This window comes from Salipiger sp., from assembly GCF_048261495.1.
GTDB lineage: Bacteria > Pseudomonadota > Alphaproteobacteria > Rhodobacterales > Rhodobacteraceae > Salipiger.
Genome location: NZ_JBLXFX010000004.1, coordinates 1 through 20,585 on the forward strand (window position 1 = coordinate 1; position 20,585 = coordinate 20,585).

The 20,585-nt window shown below is 67.5% G+C and carries 19 protein-coding genes and 1 pseudogene; 9 read left to right on the forward strand and 11 right to left on the reverse strand.

The genetic code is table 11. The annotated features are described in order from the left end of the window. The 3 genes and pseudogenes from ACN0RJ_RS09200 to ACN0RJ_RS09210 form a co-directional block, all read left to right on the forward strand. Positions 1–127 (forward strand): annotated as a pseudogene (locus ACN0RJ_RS09200) (3-hydroxyisobutyrate dehydrogenase); the annotation flags it as partial. A gap of 92 nt (positions 128–219) precedes the next feature. After that, positions 220–864, forward strand: coding sequence for a DsbA family oxidoreductase (locus tag ACN0RJ_RS09205; protein ID WP_417719220.1), 645 nt, complete (start codon positions 220–222; stop codon positions 862–864). Between the two features lie 207 nt (positions 865–1,071). After that, positions 1,072–2,283 (forward strand): multidrug effflux MFS transporter, encoded by a 1,212-nt coding sequence (locus ACN0RJ_RS09210; protein ID WP_417724075.1) that lies wholly within the window; start codon positions 1,072–1,074, stop codon positions 2,281–2,283. A gap of 117 nt (positions 2,284–2,400) precedes the next feature. On the opposite strand, the gene ACN0RJ_RS09215 is transcribed toward ACN0RJ_RS09210, so the two are convergent. Then, positions 2,401–3,945 (reverse strand): methyl-accepting chemotaxis protein, encoded by a 1,545-nt coding sequence (locus tag ACN0RJ_RS09215; RefSeq protein WP_417724076.1) that lies wholly within the window; start codon positions 3,943–3,945, stop codon positions 2,401–2,403. Continuing rightward, positions 3,942–4,268, reverse strand: a complete 327-nt coding sequence (locus ACN0RJ_RS09220; RefSeq protein WP_417724077.1) for a hypothetical protein — start codon at positions 4,266–4,268, stop codon at positions 3,942–3,944. The genes ACN0RJ_RS09215 and ACN0RJ_RS09220 overlap by 4 nt, the downstream gene beginning before the upstream one ends. Positions 4,269–4,432: 164 nt before the next feature. Here ACN0RJ_RS09220 and ACN0RJ_RS09225 point away from each other — a divergent pair, with 164 nt between their 5' ends. Then, positions 4,433–5,650, forward strand: coding sequence for an NADP-dependent isocitrate dehydrogenase (locus tag ACN0RJ_RS09225; protein ID WP_417724078.1), 1,218 nt, complete (start codon positions 4,433–4,435; stop codon positions 5,648–5,650). A 186-nt stretch (positions 5,651–5,836) separates the two neighbouring features. Further along, on the forward strand, positions 5,837–6,454 hold the full coding sequence (locus tag ACN0RJ_RS09230) for a YitT family protein (protein ID WP_417719228.1): 618 nt from the start codon (positions 5,837–5,839) through the stop codon (positions 6,452–6,454). Between the two features lie 5 nt (positions 6,455–6,459). Here ACN0RJ_RS09230 and ACN0RJ_RS09235 read toward each other — a convergent pair whose 3' ends face one another. The 5 genes from ACN0RJ_RS09235 to ACN0RJ_RS09255 all read right to left on the reverse strand — a co-directional run bounded on the left by ACN0RJ_RS09235 (position 6,460) and on the right by ACN0RJ_RS09255 (position 11,868). After that, positions 6,460–6,756, reverse strand: a complete 297-nt coding sequence (locus tag ACN0RJ_RS09235) for a hypothetical protein (protein ID WP_417719216.1) — start codon at positions 6,754–6,756, stop codon at positions 6,460–6,462. 272 nt (positions 6,757–7,028) lie between these two features. Continuing rightward, positions 7,029–7,934 (reverse strand): fructose bisphosphate aldolase, encoded by a 906-nt coding sequence (locus tag ACN0RJ_RS09240; protein WP_417724079.1) that lies wholly within the window; start codon positions 7,932–7,934, stop codon positions 7,029–7,031. Between the two features lie 104 nt (positions 7,935–8,038). After that, entirely contained in the window at positions 8,039–9,391 is a 1,353-nt protein-coding gene (locus tag ACN0RJ_RS09245; protein WP_417724080.1) for a cytochrome P450, read from the reverse strand. After that, positions 9,388–10,617, reverse strand: coding sequence for a hypothetical protein (locus tag ACN0RJ_RS09250; protein WP_417724081.1), 1,230 nt, complete (start codon positions 10,615–10,617; stop codon positions 9,388–9,390). Before ACN0RJ_RS09250 ends, ACN0RJ_RS09245 begins: the two co-directional genes overlap by 4 nt. Positions 10,618–10,710: 93 nt before the next feature. Continuing rightward, the gene (locus ACN0RJ_RS09255) at positions 10,711–11,868 is read right to left on the reverse strand and encodes a mechanosensitive ion channel family protein (RefSeq protein WP_417724082.1); all 1,158 of its coding nucleotides are present in this window, start codon (positions 11,866–11,868) and stop codon (positions 10,711–10,713) included. Positions 11,869–12,099: 231 nt separating this feature from the next. Here ACN0RJ_RS09255 and eno point away from each other — a divergent pair, with 231 nt between their 5' ends. After that, a complete protein-coding gene (gene eno / locus ACN0RJ_RS09260) occupies positions 12,100–13,374 on the forward strand; it encodes a phosphopyruvate hydratase (RefSeq protein ID WP_417724083.1) in 1,275 nt (424 codons plus the stop codon). Between the two features lie 246 nt (positions 13,375–13,620). Here eno and ACN0RJ_RS09265 read toward each other — a convergent pair whose 3' ends face one another. Beyond that, positions 13,621–14,022: a cell division protein ZapA gene (locus tag ACN0RJ_RS09265; RefSeq protein ID WP_417724084.1), complete on the reverse strand. Its 402-nt coding sequence runs from the start codon at positions 14,020–14,022 to the stop codon at positions 13,621–13,623. After that, positions 14,022–14,639, reverse strand: coding sequence for a hypothetical protein (locus ACN0RJ_RS09270; protein WP_417724085.1), 618 nt, complete (start codon positions 14,637–14,639; stop codon positions 14,022–14,024). The genes ACN0RJ_RS09265 and ACN0RJ_RS09270 overlap by 1 nt, the downstream gene beginning before the upstream one ends. Positions 14,640–14,881: 242 nt before the next feature. Between ACN0RJ_RS09270 and tkt the strand changes: the two genes are divergently transcribed. Next, a complete protein-coding gene (tkt, locus tag ACN0RJ_RS09275; RefSeq protein ID WP_417724086.1) occupies positions 14,882–16,897 on the forward strand; it encodes a transketolase in 2,016 nt (671 codons plus the stop codon). Positions 16,898–16,975: 78 nt separating this feature from the next. Here tkt and ACN0RJ_RS09280 read toward each other — a convergent pair whose 3' ends face one another. After that, a complete protein-coding gene (locus tag ACN0RJ_RS09280; protein WP_417724087.1) occupies positions 16,976–17,950 on the reverse strand; it encodes a DUF808 domain-containing protein in 975 nt (324 codons plus the stop codon). 226 nt (positions 17,951–18,176) lie between these two features. Between ACN0RJ_RS09280 and gap the strand changes: the two genes are divergently transcribed. Then, positions 18,177–19,181, forward strand: a complete 1,005-nt coding sequence (gap, locus tag ACN0RJ_RS09285; protein WP_417724088.1) for a type I glyceraldehyde-3-phosphate dehydrogenase — start codon at positions 18,177–18,179, stop codon at positions 19,179–19,181. A gap of 59 nt (positions 19,182–19,240) precedes the next feature. Here gap and ACN0RJ_RS09290 read toward each other — a convergent pair whose 3' ends face one another. Continuing rightward, a complete protein-coding gene (locus tag ACN0RJ_RS09290; RefSeq protein ID WP_417719205.1) occupies positions 19,241–19,792 on the reverse strand; it encodes an NADPH-dependent FMN reductase in 552 nt (183 codons plus the stop codon). A gap of 276 nt (positions 19,793–20,068) precedes the next feature. Between ACN0RJ_RS09290 and ACN0RJ_RS09295 the strand changes: the two genes are divergently transcribed. Then, on the forward strand, positions 20,069–20,581 hold the full coding sequence (locus tag ACN0RJ_RS09295) for a VPLPA-CTERM sorting domain-containing protein (RefSeq protein ID WP_417724089.1): 513 nt from the start codon (positions 20,069–20,071) through the stop codon (positions 20,579–20,581). The last annotated feature ends 4 nt before the right edge of the window (positions 20,582–20,585 follow it).

Below are 20,585 nucleotides of genomic sequence, written 5' to 3' on the forward strand. Positions count from 1 at the left end.
CGCCGACGCCGACACCCCCATGGGCAAAACGGCGCTGGAACTCTACAGAACCTTCGTCGAAACCGAAGACGGCAGAGGCCGCGACTTCTCCGCAATGCTCCCCAGATTCGAAAAACGCCGACGGTGAAAAGGGCAGACGGCAGCGGGGACGGAGATCCCTCCGTCCCTGTCGCCATTCCCGTTCCGCCCTGTTATGAGGGCGGGAAAGAGGACAAACCCATGGTCACGCTCGACATCTTTTCCGACCCGATCTGCCCCTGGTGCTACATCGGCAAGGCCCGGCTGGACCGCGCGCTTGCGGATGCGCCGGACCACCCCTTCACGATCCGCTGGCGGCCCTTCATGCTGAACCCGGACATGCCCGCGGACGGCATGGACCGGCGCGCCTATCTCGAAACGAAATTCGGCGGCCGGCAGGGTGCGATCGACGCCTACCTCCCCGTGGCCACCATGGCGGAGGAGGCCGGGCTCGAGATCAATCTCGATGCGATCCGCACGACCCCCTCGACCGTCGATGCCCACCGTCTGACGCATTGGGCGGGGATCGAGGGTGTGCAGACCGCCATCGTCTCGGCCCTGTTCCGGGCCTATTTCGTCGACGGCCGCGATATCGGGGATCACGAGGTTCTGGGCGACATCGCCGACGGCTGCGGCATGGACGCGAGCCTGGTGCTTCGCCTGCTCGCCTCCGAGGCGGACCGGCGCGAGATCGTCGAGATGGACGCCACGTCGCGCGGGATGGGCGTCACCGCGGTTCCGACCTTCGTGGTGGCGGGCAAGCACGCGGTGCCGGGTGCGCAGCCGCCCGAACTCTGGGCCCGGGTGATCGAGGAATTGCGCGCCCAAACCGACCCGCTTGCCTGATCCACTGTCGGCCCCCCGGGGCCGGCGGCCCTGCCCCGCGGCATGATCTGTCTGCATGGCAGCCATGCCTGCCTGATGTCTGTGCAGGACTGCACACAGTTTTGGGTTTTCCGGGAACATGTGACGCGATAGCGCTGTTGACAGCGGTACAACAAGCGATCCTCGCGCCCGACGGGCCCTGCGGGGCGTGTCACCATCGAGGCTCCCATGCAGAAATCCCCCAGTCGGCCAGAGTTCATCGCCCTGTTGGCAATGCTCTTCGCGACCATCGCGTTTTCCATCGACGCCATGCTTCCCGCCCTTCCCGAGATCGGGCGGGAGCTGACGCCGGAGGATCTCAACCGGGCGCAGCTGGTCATCACCAGTTTCGTGCTCGGCATGGGGATCGGGACGCTGTTCACCGGACCGCTGTCGGACACATTCGGGCGCAAGACCGTCATCCTCGCCGGCACGGCGCTGTATATCGCGGGCTCCATCCTGGCGGCCTACGAGGATACCCTCGAACCGCTGCTGGGCGCACGGCTGCTGCAGGGGCTCGGGGCGGCGGGACCGCGGGTCGTGGCACTCGCCATCGTGCGCGACCTCTATTCCGGACGCGGCATGGCGCGGATCATGTCCTTCGTGATGATGGTCTTCACCGTGTTCCCGGCCTTCGCCCCCTCCATCGGCGCGATCATCATCGCCTGGTGGGGCTGGCGCGCGATCTTCTGGTGCTTCGTGATCTTCGCCACCGTCTCCGCGCTCTGGCTGACCATCCGCCTGCCCGAGACGCTCCCCCCCGAGAAGCGGCGCCCGTTCAGCGTCACGGCGATCTGGGCCGCGGTGCGCGAGATCCTCGGCAACCCGGTGGTGCGCATCTCGATCGGGGTGCAGGCGCTGGTCTTTGCGATGCTGTTCTCGATGATCTCGACCGTGCAGCAGATCTACGACATCAGCTTCGGCCGTGCCGAAAGCTTTCCGATCTGGTTCGGCGGCGTGGCGCTGGTCGCCGCGACCGGCAGCATCCTGAACGCGACGCTGGTGATGCGGCTCGGCATGCGGTTCCTCGTGATCAGCATGCTGACGGTGCAGACGATCATGGCGGCGATCACCGTCACCGCCTTTGCCTCGGGCATTTCCGGGACGGCAGCCTTTGCGCTGTTCATCGTCTGGCAGGCAACGGTGTTCTTCCAGATGGGTCTGACCATCGGCAACGTGAACGCGATCGCGATGGAGCCGCTCGGCCATATCGCGGGCGTGGCCGCCTCGGTCATCGGAGCGGTGGCGACGGTGCTGGCGGTGATCATCGCCATTCCGACCGGGCTGATGTTCGACGGAACCCCGCTTCCGCTGGCGACGGGCATCCTGTGCGAGGCGGTCCTGGCACTGGCGCTGATGAAATGGCTGGTACGGGTCGAAGCGGAGCATCAACCGGCCTGACGGCTCGGCGCCTCGCGCCCCGCGGGCCGGGTGGATCGGCGCCCTGATCCGGACACCGTGCCGGGCAAGGCGCCCCGGCCCCGGCACACGGCCATCGAAGGGCATAGGACGCAGCGCTCAGGCGCTGCGTTTTTTTGCAGGCAGATCCCTCTGCAAGCGGAACGCGGCCATGTCCTGCGCCAGCTCCCTGGCGTGACTGCGCAGACGCAGGCCCATGGCTGCCATTTCCTCGCTCAGGCCGGCGGTGTCCTGGGTTTCGCTGTCCAGTCGCGCCACGGTGCCCGAGAGGCGCGCCATGCTTTCCGACTGCCCGCGGCTTTCGTCCCGGATGCCGGCGATCATGCCGCTGACGGCGGTCACCTCCTCGACGATGGAAGACAGGCGCGTGCCCGCCTCGTTCACCAGTTCGGCGCCGTTGGTGACCTGGGATTCGCTTTCGATGATCAGCTGTTTCACCCCCGCCGCCGCTTCGGAGGTGCGCTGTGCGAGCGAGCGCACCTCGGAGGCGACAACGGCAAAGCCCTTGCCGCTTTCCCCGGCGCGCGCCGCCTCCACCCCGGCATTGAGCGCGAGCAGGTTGGTCTGGAAGGAGATGTCGTCGATCAGATCCATGATCTTTCCGACCTCCGACGAGCTCTGTTCGATCAGGCGCATGGCCGCGATGGCCCGTTCGGTGACGGTGCCGCCCTCGATGGCGCTTTCGCGGGCGAAGGTCGCGCGGTCCGACGCCTTTCCGGCCTGCCCCGCCGTTTCGTTCAGCGCCTGCGTGATCTCGGACATGTCGCGGGCGGCGGTGCTGAGGTCATGGGCCTGGCGTTCGCTGCGGCTCGAGAGATCGCCGGTCACCCCTTCGAGCGCGCCCGCCTCCTCTTCGAAGGCGCGGGCGAGCTTTCCGGCACCGGTCAGGGCATCGCGCATCTGCTCCACCGCGCGGTTGAAATCCCGGCGCAGGGAATCGAAGGCTTCGGGAAGATCCTCGTCGATGCTGCAGGACAGGTCGCGCCCGGCCAGAAGATGCAACCGCTCCCGGAAGAGGGTCACCACCTCCCGGGTTTCGCGGGCGGCGGTTTCGGCGCGGGCCTGCGCCTCGGCCGCCTTGTGGCTTTCGTCCGCCAGCCGCTCGCTGCTTTCGGCGATGCGCTTCTTGACCGCATTGCGTTGAAGGATGCCGAGCCCGAGCACCAGCGATTCCAGCACCACGATCCCGCCGTGCAGCGCGGTGCGCATGGCATTCTCCACCAGGTCGGTCGAGGGATAGACCATCGCCGGCAGCAGCAGGGTGAGCGCGAGGTGATGCACGGCGATGATGCCGGCGGTCCAGACCAGCACGCCGATCCGCCCGAGCACCGAGACACCGGCCAGCACCACGAAATAGATCATGTGCGTGTCGATCTGCCAGGGGTGCATCTGGTAGGCCGCCGTCAGGATCATCGTCTCGGCCGCGACCACGGTGGCGAGCACGTAATCCCCGAGCGCGGAGGGCCAGCGCAGCGACAGCGCCGCCACGACCAGTAGCGCGGCGGAGGCGAGGGTCGAGAACATGCCGTCATGACCGAGGTAGAGATCCGTCACCAGGTGGACCGGCAGCAGCATCACGCCGAGAAGCAATACCAGCACCGGCTCCTTCGTGCTGCGCGCCAGGTGGTACAGTCGTGCGATCATGAAGATGCTCCGCAGAAGGATGCCAGAACCCCGGCGTCATGGACGGACCAGGCCCCCCTTGCCCGCAGTCCCGGCCCGGGTCGGGGCACCGCGAACACCGCGAGGGCGCCGAAGGGCGCGGTGACCGGGCCGACGACGCGCCCGCCCGCCGCCGCGACGATGGCCGCGGCACCCTGCCCCCAGGGCGGCGCCAGCACCAGAACCGGCTGCCCGGCCGCGTCCGGCTCCGGCCCGAGCGCCGATGCCAGGCTGACCCCGGCGGCAAAGGTCAGGACGGCGAAGATGACGAAGAGCTGCATGACAAGTCGGGCGCGGATGTTCATGCTGCCTCGATATCCCGCAGATGCTTGCCGATCGCTTACGACGGAGGAGGAAATATCTAAAAAACCGCCGATCTTTGTATACAGTTGCATACAAATCTTTTCCGCAGGTGCAAAATCGCGTACAGCGGCAACAAGCGATTCACCCAGCCACGAAAGGTGCCAAGATGTCGAAGATCAAGGTCGAGAACCCGATCGTCGAAATGGACGGGGACGAGATGACCCGGATCATCTGGGATTTCATCAAGAAGAAGCTGATACTTCCTTACCTGGACATCGACCTGCTCTACTACGATCTCGGGATCGAGGAGCGGGACCGCACCGATGACCGCATCACCGTCGAGGCCGCCGAGAAGACCAGGGAGGTCGGCGTCGCGGTGAAATGCGCCACGATCACTCCGGACGAGGCGCGGGTCGAGGAATTCGGCCTGAAGAAGATGTGGAAATCGCCCAACGGCACGATCCGCAACATCCTAGGCGGGGTGGTTTTCCGCCAGCCGATCATCTGCAGGAACGTGCCCCGCCTCGTGCCCGGCTGGACCAGGCCCATCGTCATCGGCCGCCATGCCTTCGGCGACCAGTACAAGGCGACGGACATGAAGTTTCCCGGCGCCGGCACCCTGTCGATGAAGTTCGTCGGCGACGATGGCACGGTGATCGAGGAGGAGGTCTACAAGGCCCCGTCCTCGGGCGTCTACATGGGGATGTACAATCTCGACGCCTCCATCGTCGACTTTGCCCGCGCCTCGATGAACTACGCGCTCGACATGGGCTGGCCGCTGTACCTGTCGACCAAGAACACCATCCTCAAGCAGTACGACGGCCAGTTCCTTCTGATCTTCCAGAAGGTCTTCGAGGAGGAGTTCGAGGCGAAGTTCAAGGCCAAGGGCATCTGGTACGAACACCGGCTGATCGACGACATGGTCGCCTGCTGCATGAAGTGGAACGGCGGCTTCGTCTGGGCCTGCAAGAACTATGACGGCGATGTGCAGTCCGACACCGTCGCGCAGGGCTTCGGCTCCCTGGGGCTGATGACCTCGCAGCTGATGACGCCGGACGGCAAGATCGTGGAGGCCGAGGCGGCGCATGGCACGGTGACGCGGCACTACCGCCAGCACCAGGAGGGCAAGGCGACCTCGACCAACTCCATCGCCTCGATCTTTGCCTGGACCGGCGGTCTCAAGCATCGCGCCAAGCTCGACGACAATGCGCAGCTTCTGACCTTTGCCGAGACCCTGGAGAAGGTCATCGTGCAGACCGTCGAAGCGGGATGGATGACCAAGGACCTCGCGCTTCTGGTCGGGCCGGACCAGAAATGGCTGACCACGATGGGCTTCCTCGAAAAGATCGACGAGAACCTGAACAAGGCGCTGTCGGCGGCCTGACCCGGCGCGCGGGTTGCAATGGCGGGTGCAGGCTTCAGGACCGCGCCCGCCGCCCACCGCAGGGACGCGATGCATCCGGGCGAATCCGGGCGGGATCGCCTGTTCCCCCGGCACTTGCTCCGAACCGGCCGACCCGCCGTCGCGGCAGCGATTGACCGCGTTCCCCGCCTGCGCCACACCGTGGCCATGCAGATCCTCGAAAGCCCTCCGCCCGACCGGCACACGCTCTGGGAAGATGTCCACGGCATCCTGATCGGCACCCTGCTCGTGGCGCTGTCGATCCAGTTCCTGCGGGCCACGGGGCTGTTCACCGGCCAGATCGCGGGGCTGGCGCTGCTGCTCTCCTATCCGACGGGCTGGCCCTTCGGGCTGGTGTTCTTCGTCATCAACCTGCCGTTCTACGTTCTGGCGATCCGCCAGCTTGGGTGGCGCTTTACCATCAAGAGCTTCGTGTCGGTGCTGATGATGTCGACCATGGCCGATGCCATGCCGGCGGTGCTGACCATCTCCCTGCCGCCCTGGCTCGCGGCGATCCTGTTCGGGGTGCTCGCCGGGCTGGGCCTGCTGTCGCTGTTCCGCCACGGGGCGACGCTCGGCGGCGTGGGGATCGTGGCGCTCTGGCTGCAGGACACGCGGGGGATCAAGGCGGGCAACATCCAGCTCGGCTTCGACCTCTGCGTCTTTGTCGTCGCGCTGTTCCTGTTCCCCTGGCAGACGGTCTGCTGGTCGCTGCTGGGCGCGGTGATCCTGAATGCGATCATCACCATCAACCACCGCCGCGACCGCTACATCGCACGGTCCTGACCCGGCTAGCGCAACCGCAGGAAAGAAACCGCCTCCGGGCGGGGAGACCCGGAGACGGTCGCGCGGGTCGAACCCGCGTCAGGCAGCGTACCCGCCTTGCGGGCGGCTTCCAGCTCCTCGTAGTCGAGAAGCGAGTCACCATCGCTGTCCATCCAGATGTAGGTGTCGGTCGAGATCTGCGGCAGCACGCGCTGGATTTCGTCGAACGTGACCCAACCGTCGCCGTTCCGGTCGAGCGGTTCCCCGGCGAAGGCCGGGGTGACGGTCACGAGGACCGGGAACAGGGCAAGGAAGCGCTTCATGGATGCTCCGGCGATGGCGTGCTGACGCGACTCGGGTCGCGATGGCGGGAGGCATACACCCTGCCCCGGCGCCTTCCAGCCCCCTCGCGCGCCATGCGCGCTTTCGCGCGCGGGCTCGCCGGATTCGGCCGATGCCATGCGCCAACACTTGCCGATCCGCACCGGCTTTCGCGGCGTCCCGGAGGATCGGCAGAAACCGACCGACCCGCCGGACGGCAAAAGGCCCCGGCAACCCATCGGTTGCCGGGGCCCCTGTCAGCCGGGGGCCGCGATCAGAGCGAGGCCTGGTAGATCTTGTCGATGTTGGTGCCCAGCAGCGCGACGAAATCGGCGTCGGACTGCTTCTTGGACAGCCCTTCGGCCAGCGCGCGGCTGAAGGAGGCGATCATCTTGGGCTGCTTTGCCAGCTTCTCGCAGGCGACATCGGTGGAATAGCCACCCGACAGCGCCACGACGCGCACCACGCGGGGGTGATCGGCCAGCTCGTCATACAGTCCGTCCACCGTGGGAATGGTGAGCTTGATCATGATGTCCTGCCCCTCGGCCAGGGTGTCGAGTTGCTTGAGGATCTCGGCCTTCAGCATGGCCTCGGCCTCGGCCTTGGTGGGCGAGTTGATGTCGACCTCGGGCTCCAGGATCGGCACGATCCCGGCGGCGAGCACGGTCCTGCCGACCTCGAACTGCTGGGCGACGATCGCCTTGATCCCGGCTTCGTTCGCCTCGTGCACGACCGAGCGTTCCTTGGTCCCGAAGATGCCGAAGGTCTGCGCGGCTTCTTCCAGAAGCGCCTCCAGCCCCGGCATGGGCTTCATCATCTGCACGCCGTCGGCCTTGTCCTCGAGACCCTTGTCGATCTTGAGGAACGGCACCACGCCGCGCTTTTCCCACATGTACTGTGCGGTCGGGATCCCTTCGATTTCGGCGCGCATGGTGCGCTCGAACAGGATTGCGCCGAGCACCTTCTCGTTGGTGAAATCCGGCGCCGTGATGATGCGCGTGCGCATCTTGTGGATCTCGCCGTACATCTCGGCTTCGCCGTTGTACTCGTCTTCCTCGACTCCGTAGAGCTTCAGCGCCTTGGGGGTGGAGCCCCCGGACTGATCGAGCGCGGCGATGAAGCCGTTGCCCGTTGCCATCTGCTGCTTCTGCTTTTCGAAAACGGCCTTGTCCTGAGCCATGGAGTTCCCTCTTCCCACGCTGAAATGTCGCTTCGCGCAAGGCATAGACCATGTGTTTCGCGATGGGTAGGGATCGCCCGCCGGTTTAGCGCTAACGTCCGTCGCTAACGTCGTTCCACCCGCAACCGGATGCCGTTGCGGGATCGCACCGTGAGAAAGGCGATCGGCTCGGGAAGCTCTCCGGGAAGGACCGAGAGCCGGAAGTCGCGCAGGATCACCGCCAGCAGCAGCGGCCCCTCGACCATGGCAAAGCCCGCGCCGGGACAGACCCGCGGCCCGGCCGAGAACGGCATGTAGGCCTCGCGCCCGCAGCGGCGGCCCTCTTCGGTCCGCCAGCGTCCGGGATCGAAACCGTCGGGATCGCTCCAGATCCGTTCGTGCCGGTGCTGGTGCCAGGGCGACAGGACGATCTGGGCGCCCTCGGGAACCGCGCGCCGGCGGAACCGCTCGGAACAGGCGGTTTCGCGCACCATCATCGGCACCGGCGGATAAAGCCGCAGGGTCTCGCGGAAGACATCCCGCGCCAGCCGCAGCCGAGCCACGTCGCCGAAGGCGGCCCCGTCGCCGATCAGCCGCGCCTCTTCGGCCAGCCGGTCCTGCCAGTCGGGATGCGAGGCCACCAGCCACAGCGCCCAGGCCAGCGCCGAGGCCGAGGTCTCGTGCCCCGCGAGGAAGAAGATCGCCACCTGGTCGACCATCTCCGCGGCCGAGAACGTCTCGCCCGTTTCCGGGTCGGGGGTGGTCATGATCTTGGTCGCCAGATCGTCCGGCGCGGTTCCGGCGGCGATCTCGTCCCGGCGGCGCGCCACCAGCTCCGCGATCAGCGTCCGGATCAGCCGCGCGGCGACGCGCGCCTCGCGCCGGTGAAAGCGCGGAACCCAGGCGGGCAGCGGCAGGAAGGCGGCAAGGTTCAGGATCGGCTGGCTGCGCTGGTAGGCGCGGAAGGCGTCGAAGACCCGGCGCGCCAGCGCATCCTCGATCGGCAGGGAAAACAGCGTGCGGAAGATCACGTCGGCGGCGGCATGGGAGGTTTCGGCCTCGATCTCGACCACCTCGCCGACGCGGCGCTCCAGCCGGTCGCGCGCGGCACCGGCGGCCGCCAGCATCGCCGGAAAGGTCTCCCGCAGGCGGCCGCCCTCGAAGGCCGGGTCGATGATGCGCCGCTGGCGCTGCCACTCCGCCCCGTTGGTCAGAAAGACCGACCGGCCGAGCAAGGGGCGCAGCCCCTCCGCCACCCGGCCGGATTTCGGAAAATCCGCAGGCCGCTCGCGCAGGACGGTGCGCACGATCTGCGGATCGTTGACGAGATAGGAGCGGAAGAAGGGCGTGCGGAATTCGGCCATCCAGGCCCGGTAGAGCCGCGCCGGCTGGGCCGAGAGAATGTCGGCGCGGAACAGCCGCAGGTAGCGCAGCATCGACACGCGATCCGGCCGCGACGGAGGTTTCGGCGGCGTCACGGCGCGGTCGAGGTGTATTTCGACACCGGGATGTCGATGCGGCTGTTGGACGGCGGCCGCTCCGCGTAGCGGCTGGCAAGCGTCATCGGCCCGGCGGTGATGCGGAAATAGTCGTAGTCGCGCGGACGGTCGAAGGCGCAGAGATACTGGAAATGCAGCCGGAAGAACCGCCAGCGCAGCGCCCGCAGGCGCTCGGGGCTCAGCGTCCGCGAGAATTGCGCCGAGAACACCAGCGGCCAGCGCTTGCCCTCCGGGGCGACGCCCGACACCGCCACCGGATCGCAGAGCGCAAAGGAACAGCCGTCGCCGGGGGCGCTGACATCGACCCAGGCAATGTCGCGGCGTGTCGAGAGATACGCCAGATCGGCTCGCAGGCGGTGCGCCTCGGGCAGGAAGGAGACCATCGGGATCACCTGCCCCAGCGTCAGAAGCGCCAGTTTCGGCCCGCGCGACGACGCCGCCCCGGCGCGCAGCAGGTCGGCCAGGATCGACACCGCCAGATGCGCGCCCGAGCTGTGCCCGACGACCAGAACTTCGTCCACCGGGGCACGCAGGGCCTCGGAGATTGCGGCGCGGAACGCGGCCATCCGCGCTTCGAGTTCGGGCGGGTTGGCGCCCCGGTGACGGGCGGAAAAGGCATAGTCATGCATGAGGTAATAGGCGTAGAGCCTGCCGTCCTGACGCCGGAACCAGCGCAGCACGGCCCAGATCACCGCGATCCAGGCAACCGCCCCCAGCACCTGCGCGACGACGCCGATCCAGGGCGACAGCAGCGCCAGCACCGCGTGGGCCGCCCATCCCGCGAGGATCGCGACCAGCAGTTGCAGCAGCAGAACCCCGACCGGGTAGAGCGCCGCGATCACCGGCCCCTTGCGCATCAGCATCAGCCGCCGCAGCACCCCGCTCGGAATGTAGGTCCAGGCGGTGCGGACCATCTGCCAGTAGGTCGCGGCGAGGGTGTCCGACATACTGGCCTGCACGATGTCCGACCAGACCAGCACCTCCACGTCGGACTCGACGCGCGCGCCGTCGATCACCGCGGAGACCTGCCAGCCATAGGCCCCCTCGCCCTGTTTCGGGGTCAGCCGCAGATCGTAGCCCGAGATCCCGGCCTGCGCCGCGCCCTCGGTCCGGTAAAGCTCGCGATACCGGCGGGGCGGCATCGGGTCGTAGCCGGGAATGTAGAACACCCGGCGGCGTTGCACCTCGGGACGGGGGTCTGTCATGTCGCTGCCCATTTTCCTGCCATCGTGCGTCTATCCCGGCGCGAGGGCAAGAGTATGACCGGCGCGCGGCATCGCCGGTTGCGGGAGGCGCCGCTAGGACGGCCGCCCGTTCGCCCCGCCGAACTGCGCCGGAAAGCGCCGCTCCGGCGCGTCGACCGACACCGTCTCGCGGGTGCGCGGCAGGGCCTCGGGCATCTCGCCCTGGATCCAGGTGATCAGCGCCTCGCGGATCTCGCAGCGCAGATCGTAGGTGCGCGGCGCGTTGCGGGCGCTGGCCAGGATGCGCACCTCCATCACCCGTTCGCGGAAGTCGTTCACCTGCACGTGGCAGACATTGCCGTCCCAGAGCGCCGAGGCCCGGCACACCTCGTTCGTCTTTTCCCGAAGCCGCGAAATATCGGCGCAATGGTCGAGATAGAGCAGCACGCCCCCGATCAGCGAAGAACTGTCCCGCGTCCAGTTCTGGAAGGGCTGTTCGATGAAATAGGACAGCGGCACGATCAGCCGGCGCCAGTCCCAGATCTTGATGACCACGTAGGTGCCGGTGATCTCCTCGACCCAGCCCCATTCGCCCTCGACGATCACCGCGTCGTCGATGCGGATCGGCTGCGTCACGGCAAGCTGGATGCCCGCGATCAGGTTCTTCAGCACCGGCTGGAAGGCAAAGCCGACGACGATCCCCGCCGCCCCCGCCGAGGCCAGCAGCGACACGCCCCACTGGCGCACCCCGTCGAAGGTCATCAGGATCGCCGACGAGGCGACGATGACGATCAGCCAGCCGGCCAGCCGCACGAGGATCCGGCTCTGCGTGACATGCTTGCGCGCCAGCATGTTGTCCTCGGCATCGAGCGAGAACTTGCGCAGGTGCACGGTCGTCCAGATGTGCAGCGCGGTGTGGACCACCCAACCGACCAGCACCATGAAGGCGATCAGCAGCCCGTGTCCGGCCATGTCCTTGCCCCCGGCGCCGAGCGGCGCCACCGCGACCCCGACGGCAAGGGCCGCCACCACCAGCGCCATGCGCAGCGGGCGGCGCGTGCGCGACACGAGGCTGCGCCAGAACAGATCGCGCCCGGCCACCGCCCGGGTCAGCAGCGCGAAGACGCCGCGAAAGATCATCACCCCGGTCAGAAAGGCCACCCCGAGCACGATCAGCGGCATGGCCCAATCCGGCAGAACCGGGATCACCCGTTCGATATCCTGCGAAATCGCCTCGACCTGATCTCCGAGCTGTTGCAGTTCGTCTTCCACATGTCTCTCCTGCCCGGCCGCCCCTCCTCCCCCGGCGCCGGTGTCTGCTGGTGTTCGCTTGTTCCCGAAGCAACCTAGCTGCGGTGCGGCATTTGGCAAAAACTGCCCGCCGCGCGGCGTGATGTTAGCGCAATCACAAATCTCCGACCGTTAGCGCCAGCGCGCGTTTACAATTGCGGCGCGGGTGTTATAGCTCCTCCCGAACCCATTTCGGACGCGAGGGAATTCCCCATGAGCACCATCATCGACATCCACGCCCGCGAAATCCTGGACAGCCGGGGCAACCCGACGGTCGAGGTCGACGTCACCCTCGAAGACGGAACCATGGGCCGCGCCGCGGTGCCTTCGGGCGCCTCCACCGGGGTCCACGAGGCGGTCGAGCGCCGCGACGGCGACAAGGCGCGCTACATGGGCAAGGGCGTTCTGGAAGCCGTCGCCGCGGTGAACGGCGAACTGGCCGAGGCTCTGGTCGGCTTCGACGCGACCGAACAGGAATCCATCGACGCGATGATGATCGAGCTCGACGGCACCGAGAACAAGGGCCGCCTCGGCGCCAATGCCATCCTCGGCGTGTCGCTGGCCACGGCCAAGGCGGCAGCGGATTTCACCGGCCAGCCGCTCTACCGCTATGTCGGCGGCACCTCCGCGCGCACCCTGCCCGTCCCGATGATGAACATCATCAACGGCGGCGAACATGCCGACAACCCGATCGACATCCAGGAATTCATGATCATGCCGGTCAGCGCGGAGAACATACGCGACGCCGTGCGCATGGGCTCCGAGGTCTTCCACACGCTCAAGAAGGAACTGTCGGCGGCGGGCATGTCCACCGGCCTCGGCGACGAAGGCGGCTTCGCCCCCGAACTGGGCTCGACCCGCGAGGCGCTCGACTTCATCCTGAAGAGCATCGAAAAGGCCGGCTACAAGCCCGGCGAGGAAATCTACCTCGCGATGGACGCCGCCTCGACCGAGTATTTCAAGGGCGGCAATTACGAGATGAAGGGCGAAGGCCTCTCGCTCACCTCCGCCGAAAACGTCGATTACCTGGCAAAGCTCTGCGACGACTACCCGATCATCTCGATCGAGGACGGTTGCGCCGAGGATGACTGGGAGGGCTGGAAGCTGCTCACCGAAAAGCTCGGCGACCGCATCCAGCTTGTGGGCGACGACCTCTTCGTGACCAACCCCGCGCGCCTGAAAATGGGTATCGACCGCGGGGTCGCGAACTCCATGCTGGTGAAGGTCAACCAGATCGGCTCGCTCTCCGAGACGCTCAAGGCCGTCGACATGGCCCACCGCGCCCGCTACACCAACGTGATGTCGCACCGCTCGGGCGAAACCGAGGACGCGACCATCGCCGATCTCGCGGTTGCCACCAACTGCGGCCAGATCAAGACCGGCTCGCTGGCGCGCTCCGACCGGCTCGCGAAGTACAACCAGCTGATCCGCATCGAGGAAATGCTGGGCGAAGTGGCTCAGTACGCCGGCACCTCGATCCTGCGCTGAGCCCGGGCCCGCGGGCGGAACGGGGCTCTGCCCCGTCCCCCTGACGGGGGACTCCCCGGGATATTTCGAGCCAGAAGAAACGCGGGCGCCAGCGGGAGCATGAGATCCTTGCTGCCCCGGCATCTTCTGGCCGAAAATATCCCCGCCGGAGGCAGGCCGGACCGGACTCCCGGGGCGTGATCACCGGACGGAGCACGTCGTCTGCCGGGCGGGGATCGACCCGCCCGCTCGACACGCCGGGGACGCTCAGGAGGCGGCCTTCACCTCGACCTCGTCCGCAACGGCTTCGGCGCGGGCGGCCATTTCGGCCAGAGCTTCGCTGACGCTCTGCGGGATGACCGGCACTTCGATCCGTTCCGGCGCAGGAGCGGGACGTTCGCGCAATTCGCGCAGTTCTTCCGACAGCACGCCCATCCGGTCCTCGGCTTCGCGCAGGCGGTCCTCGAGACCGGCGGTCTTGTCCGCCAGCATCAGGCCCGCCATCAGGAGCATCCGCGGTTCCGGCATGCGTCCGATCTGTTCGACCAGCACCTGCGCCTCGCCGTCGAGCATGCGCGCCGCCGTCAGCAGGTACTGTTCCTCGCCGTCCTGGCAGGCCACCTCGAAGGTGCGGCCCCCGATGTTGATCACGACTTCCTTCTGGGACATCACATCGCCTCCCCGTCCACTCCGGCTTCCCGGAACATCGGTTCCAGCGCGGTGAGCACCGCCCTGGCTTCGGTCGCCTCCGCAGCGCGGGCGGCGCGCAGGGCTTCGAGTTCGGCCAGCATGGCCTTGTTCACGAGGTGCGGTTCGCCGACGTTGGCTTCGAGCGCCTCGCGCAGTTCCTGATTGGTCCGGCGCAGCATCTCGTTCGACATGCGCAGGCGCTGGAGGTCGCCGTCCATCGCCGACATCGCCTCGCGCTGTGCTTCGAGCTGTTCGGAGAGCGCCGCATCCGCGCCGCCGCCACCGGCCTCGGCGAGGTCGAGGCGGGCCCGCAGCACCTTCACGCGCTCTTCGAGCTGGGCATTGGCGATCTTCTCGTCGTCGAGTTCGGCCCGCAGCCGTTCCGTTTCCTCGCTGTCGGCCGCGACGGCGGGCGGCGCATCGGGCGCCTCTTCCGCGGGTGTCGGGGCAAGTTCCTGCACCTCCGGTTCCGGCGGCGGTCCGGCCTCCGGTTCCGCGGCGGCGGGTGGCGGGGTCACGGACAGCCGCTCCACCCCTTGCGAAATACGATCCAGCGCCCGGGAGATCCGCGCCTGCAAGTCGTCTATCTGGCTCATCTTGCCCCCTGTTTTCCGTACCGTCGGGACCTGTCTCGCCGCCCGGCGCCGCTGCGCGAATCGGCTCCACCCCGTTTCGGGAAAGTCTAGCAAGCGGCAACGGAAAATGCCCGCCTTATGTTACAAGACCTTACAGGACAAGCTTCATCCTGCCACCAAGAGGCACATGGCCCAAGCTTGCACTTCGTGGCCACGCTGCTATTCACCCGGTCGAGCCATCCGGGAGAAAGAGGAAGCTGCCCATGGATATCGACGCCCTTCGCCAAGCCCACCCCGACCACTGGATGCGCGCCACCGCCATCCGCGCCCTGGCGCTGGACGCGGTCGCCGCGGCCAATTCGGGCCATTCCGGCGCCCCCATCGGCATGGCGGACATTGCCACCGTTCTGTGGTCCAAGCATCTGAAATTCGACGCAAAGAACCCGACCTGGCCGGACCGCGACCGGTTCATCCTGTCGAACGGCCACGGCTCCATGCTGATCTATGCGCTGCTCTATCTCTCGGGCGATCCGCAGATCACGCTGGACGAGATCAAGTCCTTCCGTCAGTGGGGCGCGCGCACGGCGGGCCATCCCGAGAACTTCCACGCCGATGCCATCGAGACCACCACCGGGCCGCTCGGCCAGGGGATCTCGAACTCGGTGGGTTTTGCCATGGCCGAGGAACTCCTGCGCGCCCGCTTCGGCCGCAAGGCGGTCGATCACCACACTTACGTGTTCTGCGGTGACGGCTGCCTGATGGAGGGCGTGAGCCACGAGGCGATCTCGCTCGCCGGGCGCTACCAGCTGGGCCATCTCGTGGTGTTCTGGGACAACAACGACATCACCATCGACGGCAAGGTGTCGCTGTCGGACCGCACCAACCAGGTGCAGCGGTTCAAGGCGGCGGGCTGGCACGTGCAGGAGATCGACGGCCACGATCCCGAGGCGATCGACGCCGCGATCGTCGCCGCGAAGAAGTCGAAGAAGCCCTCGATGATCGCCTGCAAGACGCATATCGCGCTGGGTCACGCGGCGCAGGATACCTCGAAGGGTCACGGCGCGCTGACCAATGCCGATCAGAACGCCGATGCCAAGGCGGTCTGGGGCTGGACCACCGGCCCGTTCGAGGTGCCCGCCGAGATCAAGAGCTGGTGGGAACAGGCGGGGTCGCGCGGTGCGGCCGACCGCGAGGCCTGGGAAGGACGCATGGCGGAGCTCTCGGAGCGGCGCCGGGCGGAATTCGACCGCGTCATGGCCGGCGGTGCGCCGAACAAGCTGTCGGCGACGATCAAGGCGCTGAAGAAGCAGATCTCGGAAAGCTCGCCCAAGGTGGCGACGCGGAAGTCCTCCGAGATGGTGCTCGAGGTGGTGAACCCGATCATGCCCGAGACCGTGGGCGGCTCGGCCGACCTCACCGGGTCGAACAACACCCTGACCAAGGATCTCGGCGTCTTCGACGAGACCAACCGCAAGGGCCGCTACGTCTACTGGGGCATCCGCGAGCACGGCATGGCGGCGGCGATGAACGGCATGGCGCTGCACGGGGGCATCCGCCCCTACGGCGGCACCTTCATGGCCTTCACCGATTACGCCCGCCCCTCGATGCGCCTGGCGGCGCTGATGCAGATCCCGACGGTCTTCGTCATGACCCATGACAGCATCGGCCTGGGCGAGGACGGTCCGACCCACCAGCCGGTCGAGCACCTGGCGATCTCGCGCGCGACGCCCAACACCTACGTGTTCCGCCCCGCCGATACGGTCGAGACCGCCGAGGCCTGGGAGATCGCGCTGCGCTCGACCACCACGCCGTCGGTTCTGTCGCTGACCCGCCAGAACCTGCCCACCGTGCGGACCGAGCACAAGCTGGCCAACCTGACCGAGCGCGGCGCCTACGTGCTGGCCGAGGCCGAGGGCAAGCGGCAGGTGATCCTGATCGCCACCGGCTCCGAGGTCGAGATCGCGCTTGCCGCGCGCGACACGCTGCAGGCCGAGGGCATCGGCACCCGCGTGGTCTCCATGCCCTGCATGGAGCTGTTCGCGGCGCAGGACGAGGCCTGGCGCAAGCGCATCCTGCCCGCCGGTCCGGTCCGGGTCGGCGTCGAGGCGGCGGTGCGCATGGGCTGGGACCGCTGGCTGCTGGGCGAGCGAGGCCGCGAGGGCAAGGCCGCGTTCGTCGGCATGTCGAGCTTCGGCGCGTCGGCCCCTGCGGAGGTGCTGTTCGAGAAGTTCGGCATCACCGCGGAGAACGTGGTGGCGACCGCGAAGGGGCTTCTCTGACGCCCCTGCGGGGCGTTCGGGGGCGCTGCCCCCTCGCCCCCCGGGATATTTCCGGCCAGAAGAAACGCGGAGGCGGTCCTAGTGGGCCGCCTCTTTTTTCGTGCCGCCGAACAGGGGCAGGATGAGTTTCGTCGCCACCGGCACGAGGATCAGGCCCCAGAGCAGGCCGAGGATGCCGTCGATGGCGGCGGTGACGGTCCAGATCGCGGCGGACCGGATGTCGGGCCCGACGAGGTTTGCGGCGGCTTCGGCCGCGTGGTGGATCGTTTCCTCGGGCAGGTGCCAGCCGATCTGTGCCAGCGAGTGCACGATGATCGAGCCGCCGACCCAGAGCATGGCGACGGTGCCCACGGTCGAGAGCAGGCGCATGACCCAGGGCATCGCCTTGACGATGCCGCGCCCGAGCGCGCGGGTGGCGCCGAGGCGGCCGACTCGGGTGAGCCAGAGGCCGATGTCGTCCATCTTCACGATCAGCGCGACGGCGCCGTAGACCACGGCGGTGATGCCGACGCCGACGAGCGCGAGCGCGGCGGCCTGGATCCAGACCTCGGTCGATTCGATGGAGGAGAGCGCGATGGTCATGATCTCGGCGGAGAGGATGAAGTCGGTCTTGATCGCGCCCTTGATCTTGCGCTCCTCCAGGTGCAGCGGATCGCCGATGTCGTGGCTGCCGTCTGGGCCCCCGGAGTGGTCGTCATGGGGCAGGATCCAGTGCAGCACCTTCTCGGCCCCCTCGAAGCAGAGGTAGGAGCCGCCGAGGATGAGCAGGATCGGCACGAGCCAGGGCGCGAAATTGGCCATCAGCAGCGCGGCGGGCAGCAGGATCACCACCTTGTTGAAGACCGAGCCGCGCGCGATGCGCCAGATGATCGGCAATTCCCGCGCCGCTTCGAAGCCGTGCAGGTATTTCGGCGTGACCGCCGCATCGTCGATCACCACGCCCGCCGCCTTGGAGCCGGCCTTGGCCGCCTGGGCCGAAATGTCGTCGACGGAGGCCGCCGCGATCTTGGCGATGCCCGCAACGTCGTCCAGAAGCGCCAGTAGGCCGCTCATGTCATTCTCCCCGCATGGTTTCGTCCTGAACCTAGCGGGCAATCGCCCGGGTGCAAGGCGGCCGCGGCGCGGCGCGGCTGCGGGGTCGGCAGGCAGGCCCCGCCGGTGTTAGCGCACACAGGCAGGTTTATCGCTAACATGTTGTCATATATCGCATTTTGCGGTTTTCGCCTGCAGCATCGCTTCGTATAGGTCGGGCAACAGGATCATTCGAGGAGCTTTGCCCATGACCGTCACCGTCGGGATCAACGGATTCGGCCGGATCGGCCGCTGCACGCTGGCCCATATCGCCGAGAGCGCGCGCAACGATGTTCAGGTCGTGCGCATCAACGCCACCGGCCCGATCGAGACGGCGGCGCATCTGCTGCGCTACGACAGCGTGCACGGGCGGTTCGCGGGGGATGTGCGGGTGAAGGGCAGCAGCCTCGACCTGGGGCGCGGGCCGATCGACGTGATGTCGACCTATGACATGGCGGCGCTGGACTGGTCCGGGTGCGACGTCGTGCTGGAATGCACCGGCAAGTTCAACGACGGCACCACCGCGGCCCAGCACATCCGGCAGGGCGCGAAATCGGTGCTGATCTCGGCCCCGGCCAAGAACGTGCAGAAGACCATCGTCTACGGCGTGAACCACCGCGACCTGGTCACCGGCGACGTGATGATCTCGAACGGTTCCTGCACCACCAACTGCCTCGCGCCGCTGGCCAAGGTGCTGAACGAGGCGATCGGCATCGAGAGCGGCATCATGACCACGATCCACAGCTACACCGGCGACCAGCCGACGCTGGACCGCCGTCACGACGACCTCTACCGCGCCCGCGCCGCCGCGATGGCGATGATCCCGACCAGCACCGGCGCGGCCAAGGCCCTGGGCGAGGTACTGCCCGACCTCAAGGGCAAGCTCGACGGCTCCGCGATCCGCGTGCCGACCCCGAACGTGAGCGCGGTCGACCTGACCTTCCAGGCCGGCAAGGACGTGACGGTCGAGGATGTGAACGAGGTGGTGCGCGAGGCGGCCGCCGGGCGCATGGGCATGGTGCTGAGCTACGATCCGGAGCCCAAGGTCTCGATCGACTTCAACCACACCACGGCCAGTTCGATCTTTGCGCCCGAGCAGACCAAGGTGGTCGGCAAGCGCACGGTCCGGGTGCTGGCCTGGTATGACAACGAATGGGGGTTTTCCGCCCGCATGGCCGATGTCGCGGCCACCATGGGCCGCCTGCATCACTGACGCGGGCGCGCAGGGAACAGGTCGGGGGCGGCGCCGGGGATGGCGCCGCCCCTGTCATGTCACGACAGCTTTTCGACCCAGTCGGCAAAGCCCTTCATCACTCCGGTGAGGAAGGTCCGCGTGCCCTCGTCCTTGATCGCGCCGTCCTCGTCGAACAGCGTGGCGAGGCCGCCGACATAGGCTTCGGGCTGGTGCATGGGCGGGGCGTTGAGGAACACCAGCGACTGGCGCAGGTGATGGTTGGCTCCGAAGCCCGCGATACCGCCGGGAGAGCCGGTCACGATGCCGGTCGGCTTGCCGTTCCAGATGCTGCTGCCGTAGGGCCGCGAACCGACGTCCAGCGCGTTCTTGAGGTTGGCGGGAACCGAGCGGTTGTATTCCGGCGTCACGAACAGCACCGCGTCGGCGCGGCTCATGTGCTTGCGGAAGGCGGTCCAGGCTTCGGGCGGGGTGTCGGTGTCGAGGTCCGGGTTGTAGAGCGGCAGATCGCCCGTCCCCACGAAGCAGAACCCGAGGGAGTCGGGCGCGAGGCCGACAAGGGCCTTGGCCAGTTTGCGGTTGTCCGAGTCGGCCCGCAGGGAACCGACGATGACGGCAACGTTCTTCGACATGAGTGCCTCCTGTGGCTGATGTCTCTGTCCCGAGATATGGGGCAGATCGGCGCGGAGTTGCAGGCCCGAAAACACACGCTGATCGTGCGCAGATTGACGGAACTTTGGCTTTGCGGGTGCGTTTGTGCGCGATCCGACCGGGCCCGCGGCGGCGCGGGCGGCGCGGCGCAATCGTGACGCAACGTCCCGAATTCTCCCCCCCGATGCCGATTGACCGGCTCGTCACCGGGGGCGTATTGCCGCGCATCCCTCGTACCAGTTCCGGATCCATGTTCCATGAAACCGCTGCTCGCTGCCATTGCGGCCCTTGCCTGCCTCTCCGCCCCCGCCTCTGCCCTCACCGTCTCGCTTGCCGGGGGCAGCGACATGCGCTTCACCCTATCGGATGTGGCGTCCACCACGCTCGATTTCAGCCTGCCCGCCGGCTATTCGGGCTATGCCAATTACGGCGGCTACATCCGCTGGTCCACGCGCGAGGATGGCCGCCGCGACGGGGATTACCCGGGGGGCACCTGCCTCGACTGCGGTTATTCGGGCGGTGACTGGGCGCTGGGAACGGGCTGGATGGACAGCCGGTCGGTGACGGTGGATTTCGGCTCCGAGCTCGAAGACGTCTATGTCTGGATCCGGGCCACCTACGGCAACGGCACCGTGACCTACGCCATCGACCCGGCGCCGAGCGCCGTCGCCTCGGCGGTGCCGCTGCCCGCACCCGCGCTGCTGCTGATCGGCGGCCTTGCCGGGCTGGCCGCACTGCGCCGCCGCGCCACGCGGCCCGCGCGGGCCTGAGCCG

Bases quoted from the DNA above. Each gene is read 5' to 3' on its own strand.
- ACN0RJ_RS09280 (WP_417724087.1), bottom strand. From the start codon at position 17,950: ATGAGCGGCCTACTGGCGCTTCTGGACGACGTTGCGGGCATCGCCAAG.
- ACN0RJ_RS09205 (WP_417719220.1), top strand. From the start codon at position 220: ATGGTCACGCTCGACATCTTTTCCGACCCGATCTGCCCCTGGTGCTAC.
- gap (WP_417724088.1), top strand. From the start codon at position 18,177: ATGACCGTCACCGTCGGGATCAACGGATTCGGCCGGATCGGCCGCTGC.
- ACN0RJ_RS09235 (WP_417719216.1), bottom strand. From the start codon at position 6,756: ATGAAGCGCTTCCTTGCCCTGTTCCCGGTCCTCGTGACCGTCACCCCG.
- eno (WP_417724083.1), top strand. From the start codon at position 12,100: ATGAGCACCATCATCGACATCCACGCCCGCGAAATCCTGGACAGCCGG.
- ACN0RJ_RS09290 (WP_417719205.1), bottom strand. From the start codon at position 19,792: ATGTCGAAGAACGTTGCCGTCATCGTCGGTTCCCTGCGGGCCGACTCG.
- ACN0RJ_RS09215 (WP_417724076.1), bottom strand. From the start codon at position 3,945: ATGATCGCACGACTGTACCACCTGGCGCGCAGCACGAAGGAGCCGGTG.
- ACN0RJ_RS09240 (WP_417724079.1), bottom strand. From the start codon at position 7,934: ATGGCTCAGGACAAGGCCGTTTTCGAAAAGCAGAAGCAGCAGATGGCA.
- ACN0RJ_RS09220 (WP_417724077.1), bottom strand. From the start codon at position 4,268: ATGAACATCCGCGCCCGACTTGTCATGCAGCTCTTCGTCATCTTCGCC.
- ACN0RJ_RS09250 (WP_417724081.1), bottom strand. From the start codon at position 10,617: ATGACAGACCCCCGTCCCGAGGTGCAACGCCGCCGGGTGTTCTACATT.
- ACN0RJ_RS09270 (WP_417724085.1), bottom strand. From the start codon at position 14,639: ATGAGCCAGATAGACGACTTGCAGGCGCGGATCTCCCGGGCGCTGGAT.
- ACN0RJ_RS09225 (WP_417724078.1), top strand. From the start codon at position 4,433: ATGTCGAAGATCAAGGTCGAGAACCCGATCGTCGAAATGGACGGGGAC.
- ACN0RJ_RS09295 (WP_417724089.1), top strand. From the start codon at position 20,069: ATGAAACCGCTGCTCGCTGCCATTGCGGCCCTTGCCTGCCTCTCCGCC.
- ACN0RJ_RS09265 (WP_417724084.1), bottom strand. From the start codon at position 14,022: ATGTCCCAGAAGGAAGTCGTGATCAACATCGGGGGCCGCACCTTCGAG.
- tkt (WP_417724086.1), top strand. From the start codon at position 14,882: ATGGATATCGACGCCCTTCGCCAAGCCCACCCCGACCACTGGATGCGC.
- ACN0RJ_RS09230 (WP_417719228.1), top strand. From the start codon at position 5,837: ATGCAGATCCTCGAAAGCCCTCCGCCCGACCGGCACACGCTCTGGGAA.
- ACN0RJ_RS09210 (WP_417724075.1), top strand. From the start codon at position 1,072: ATGCAGAAATCCCCCAGTCGGCCAGAGTTCATCGCCCTGTTGGCAATG.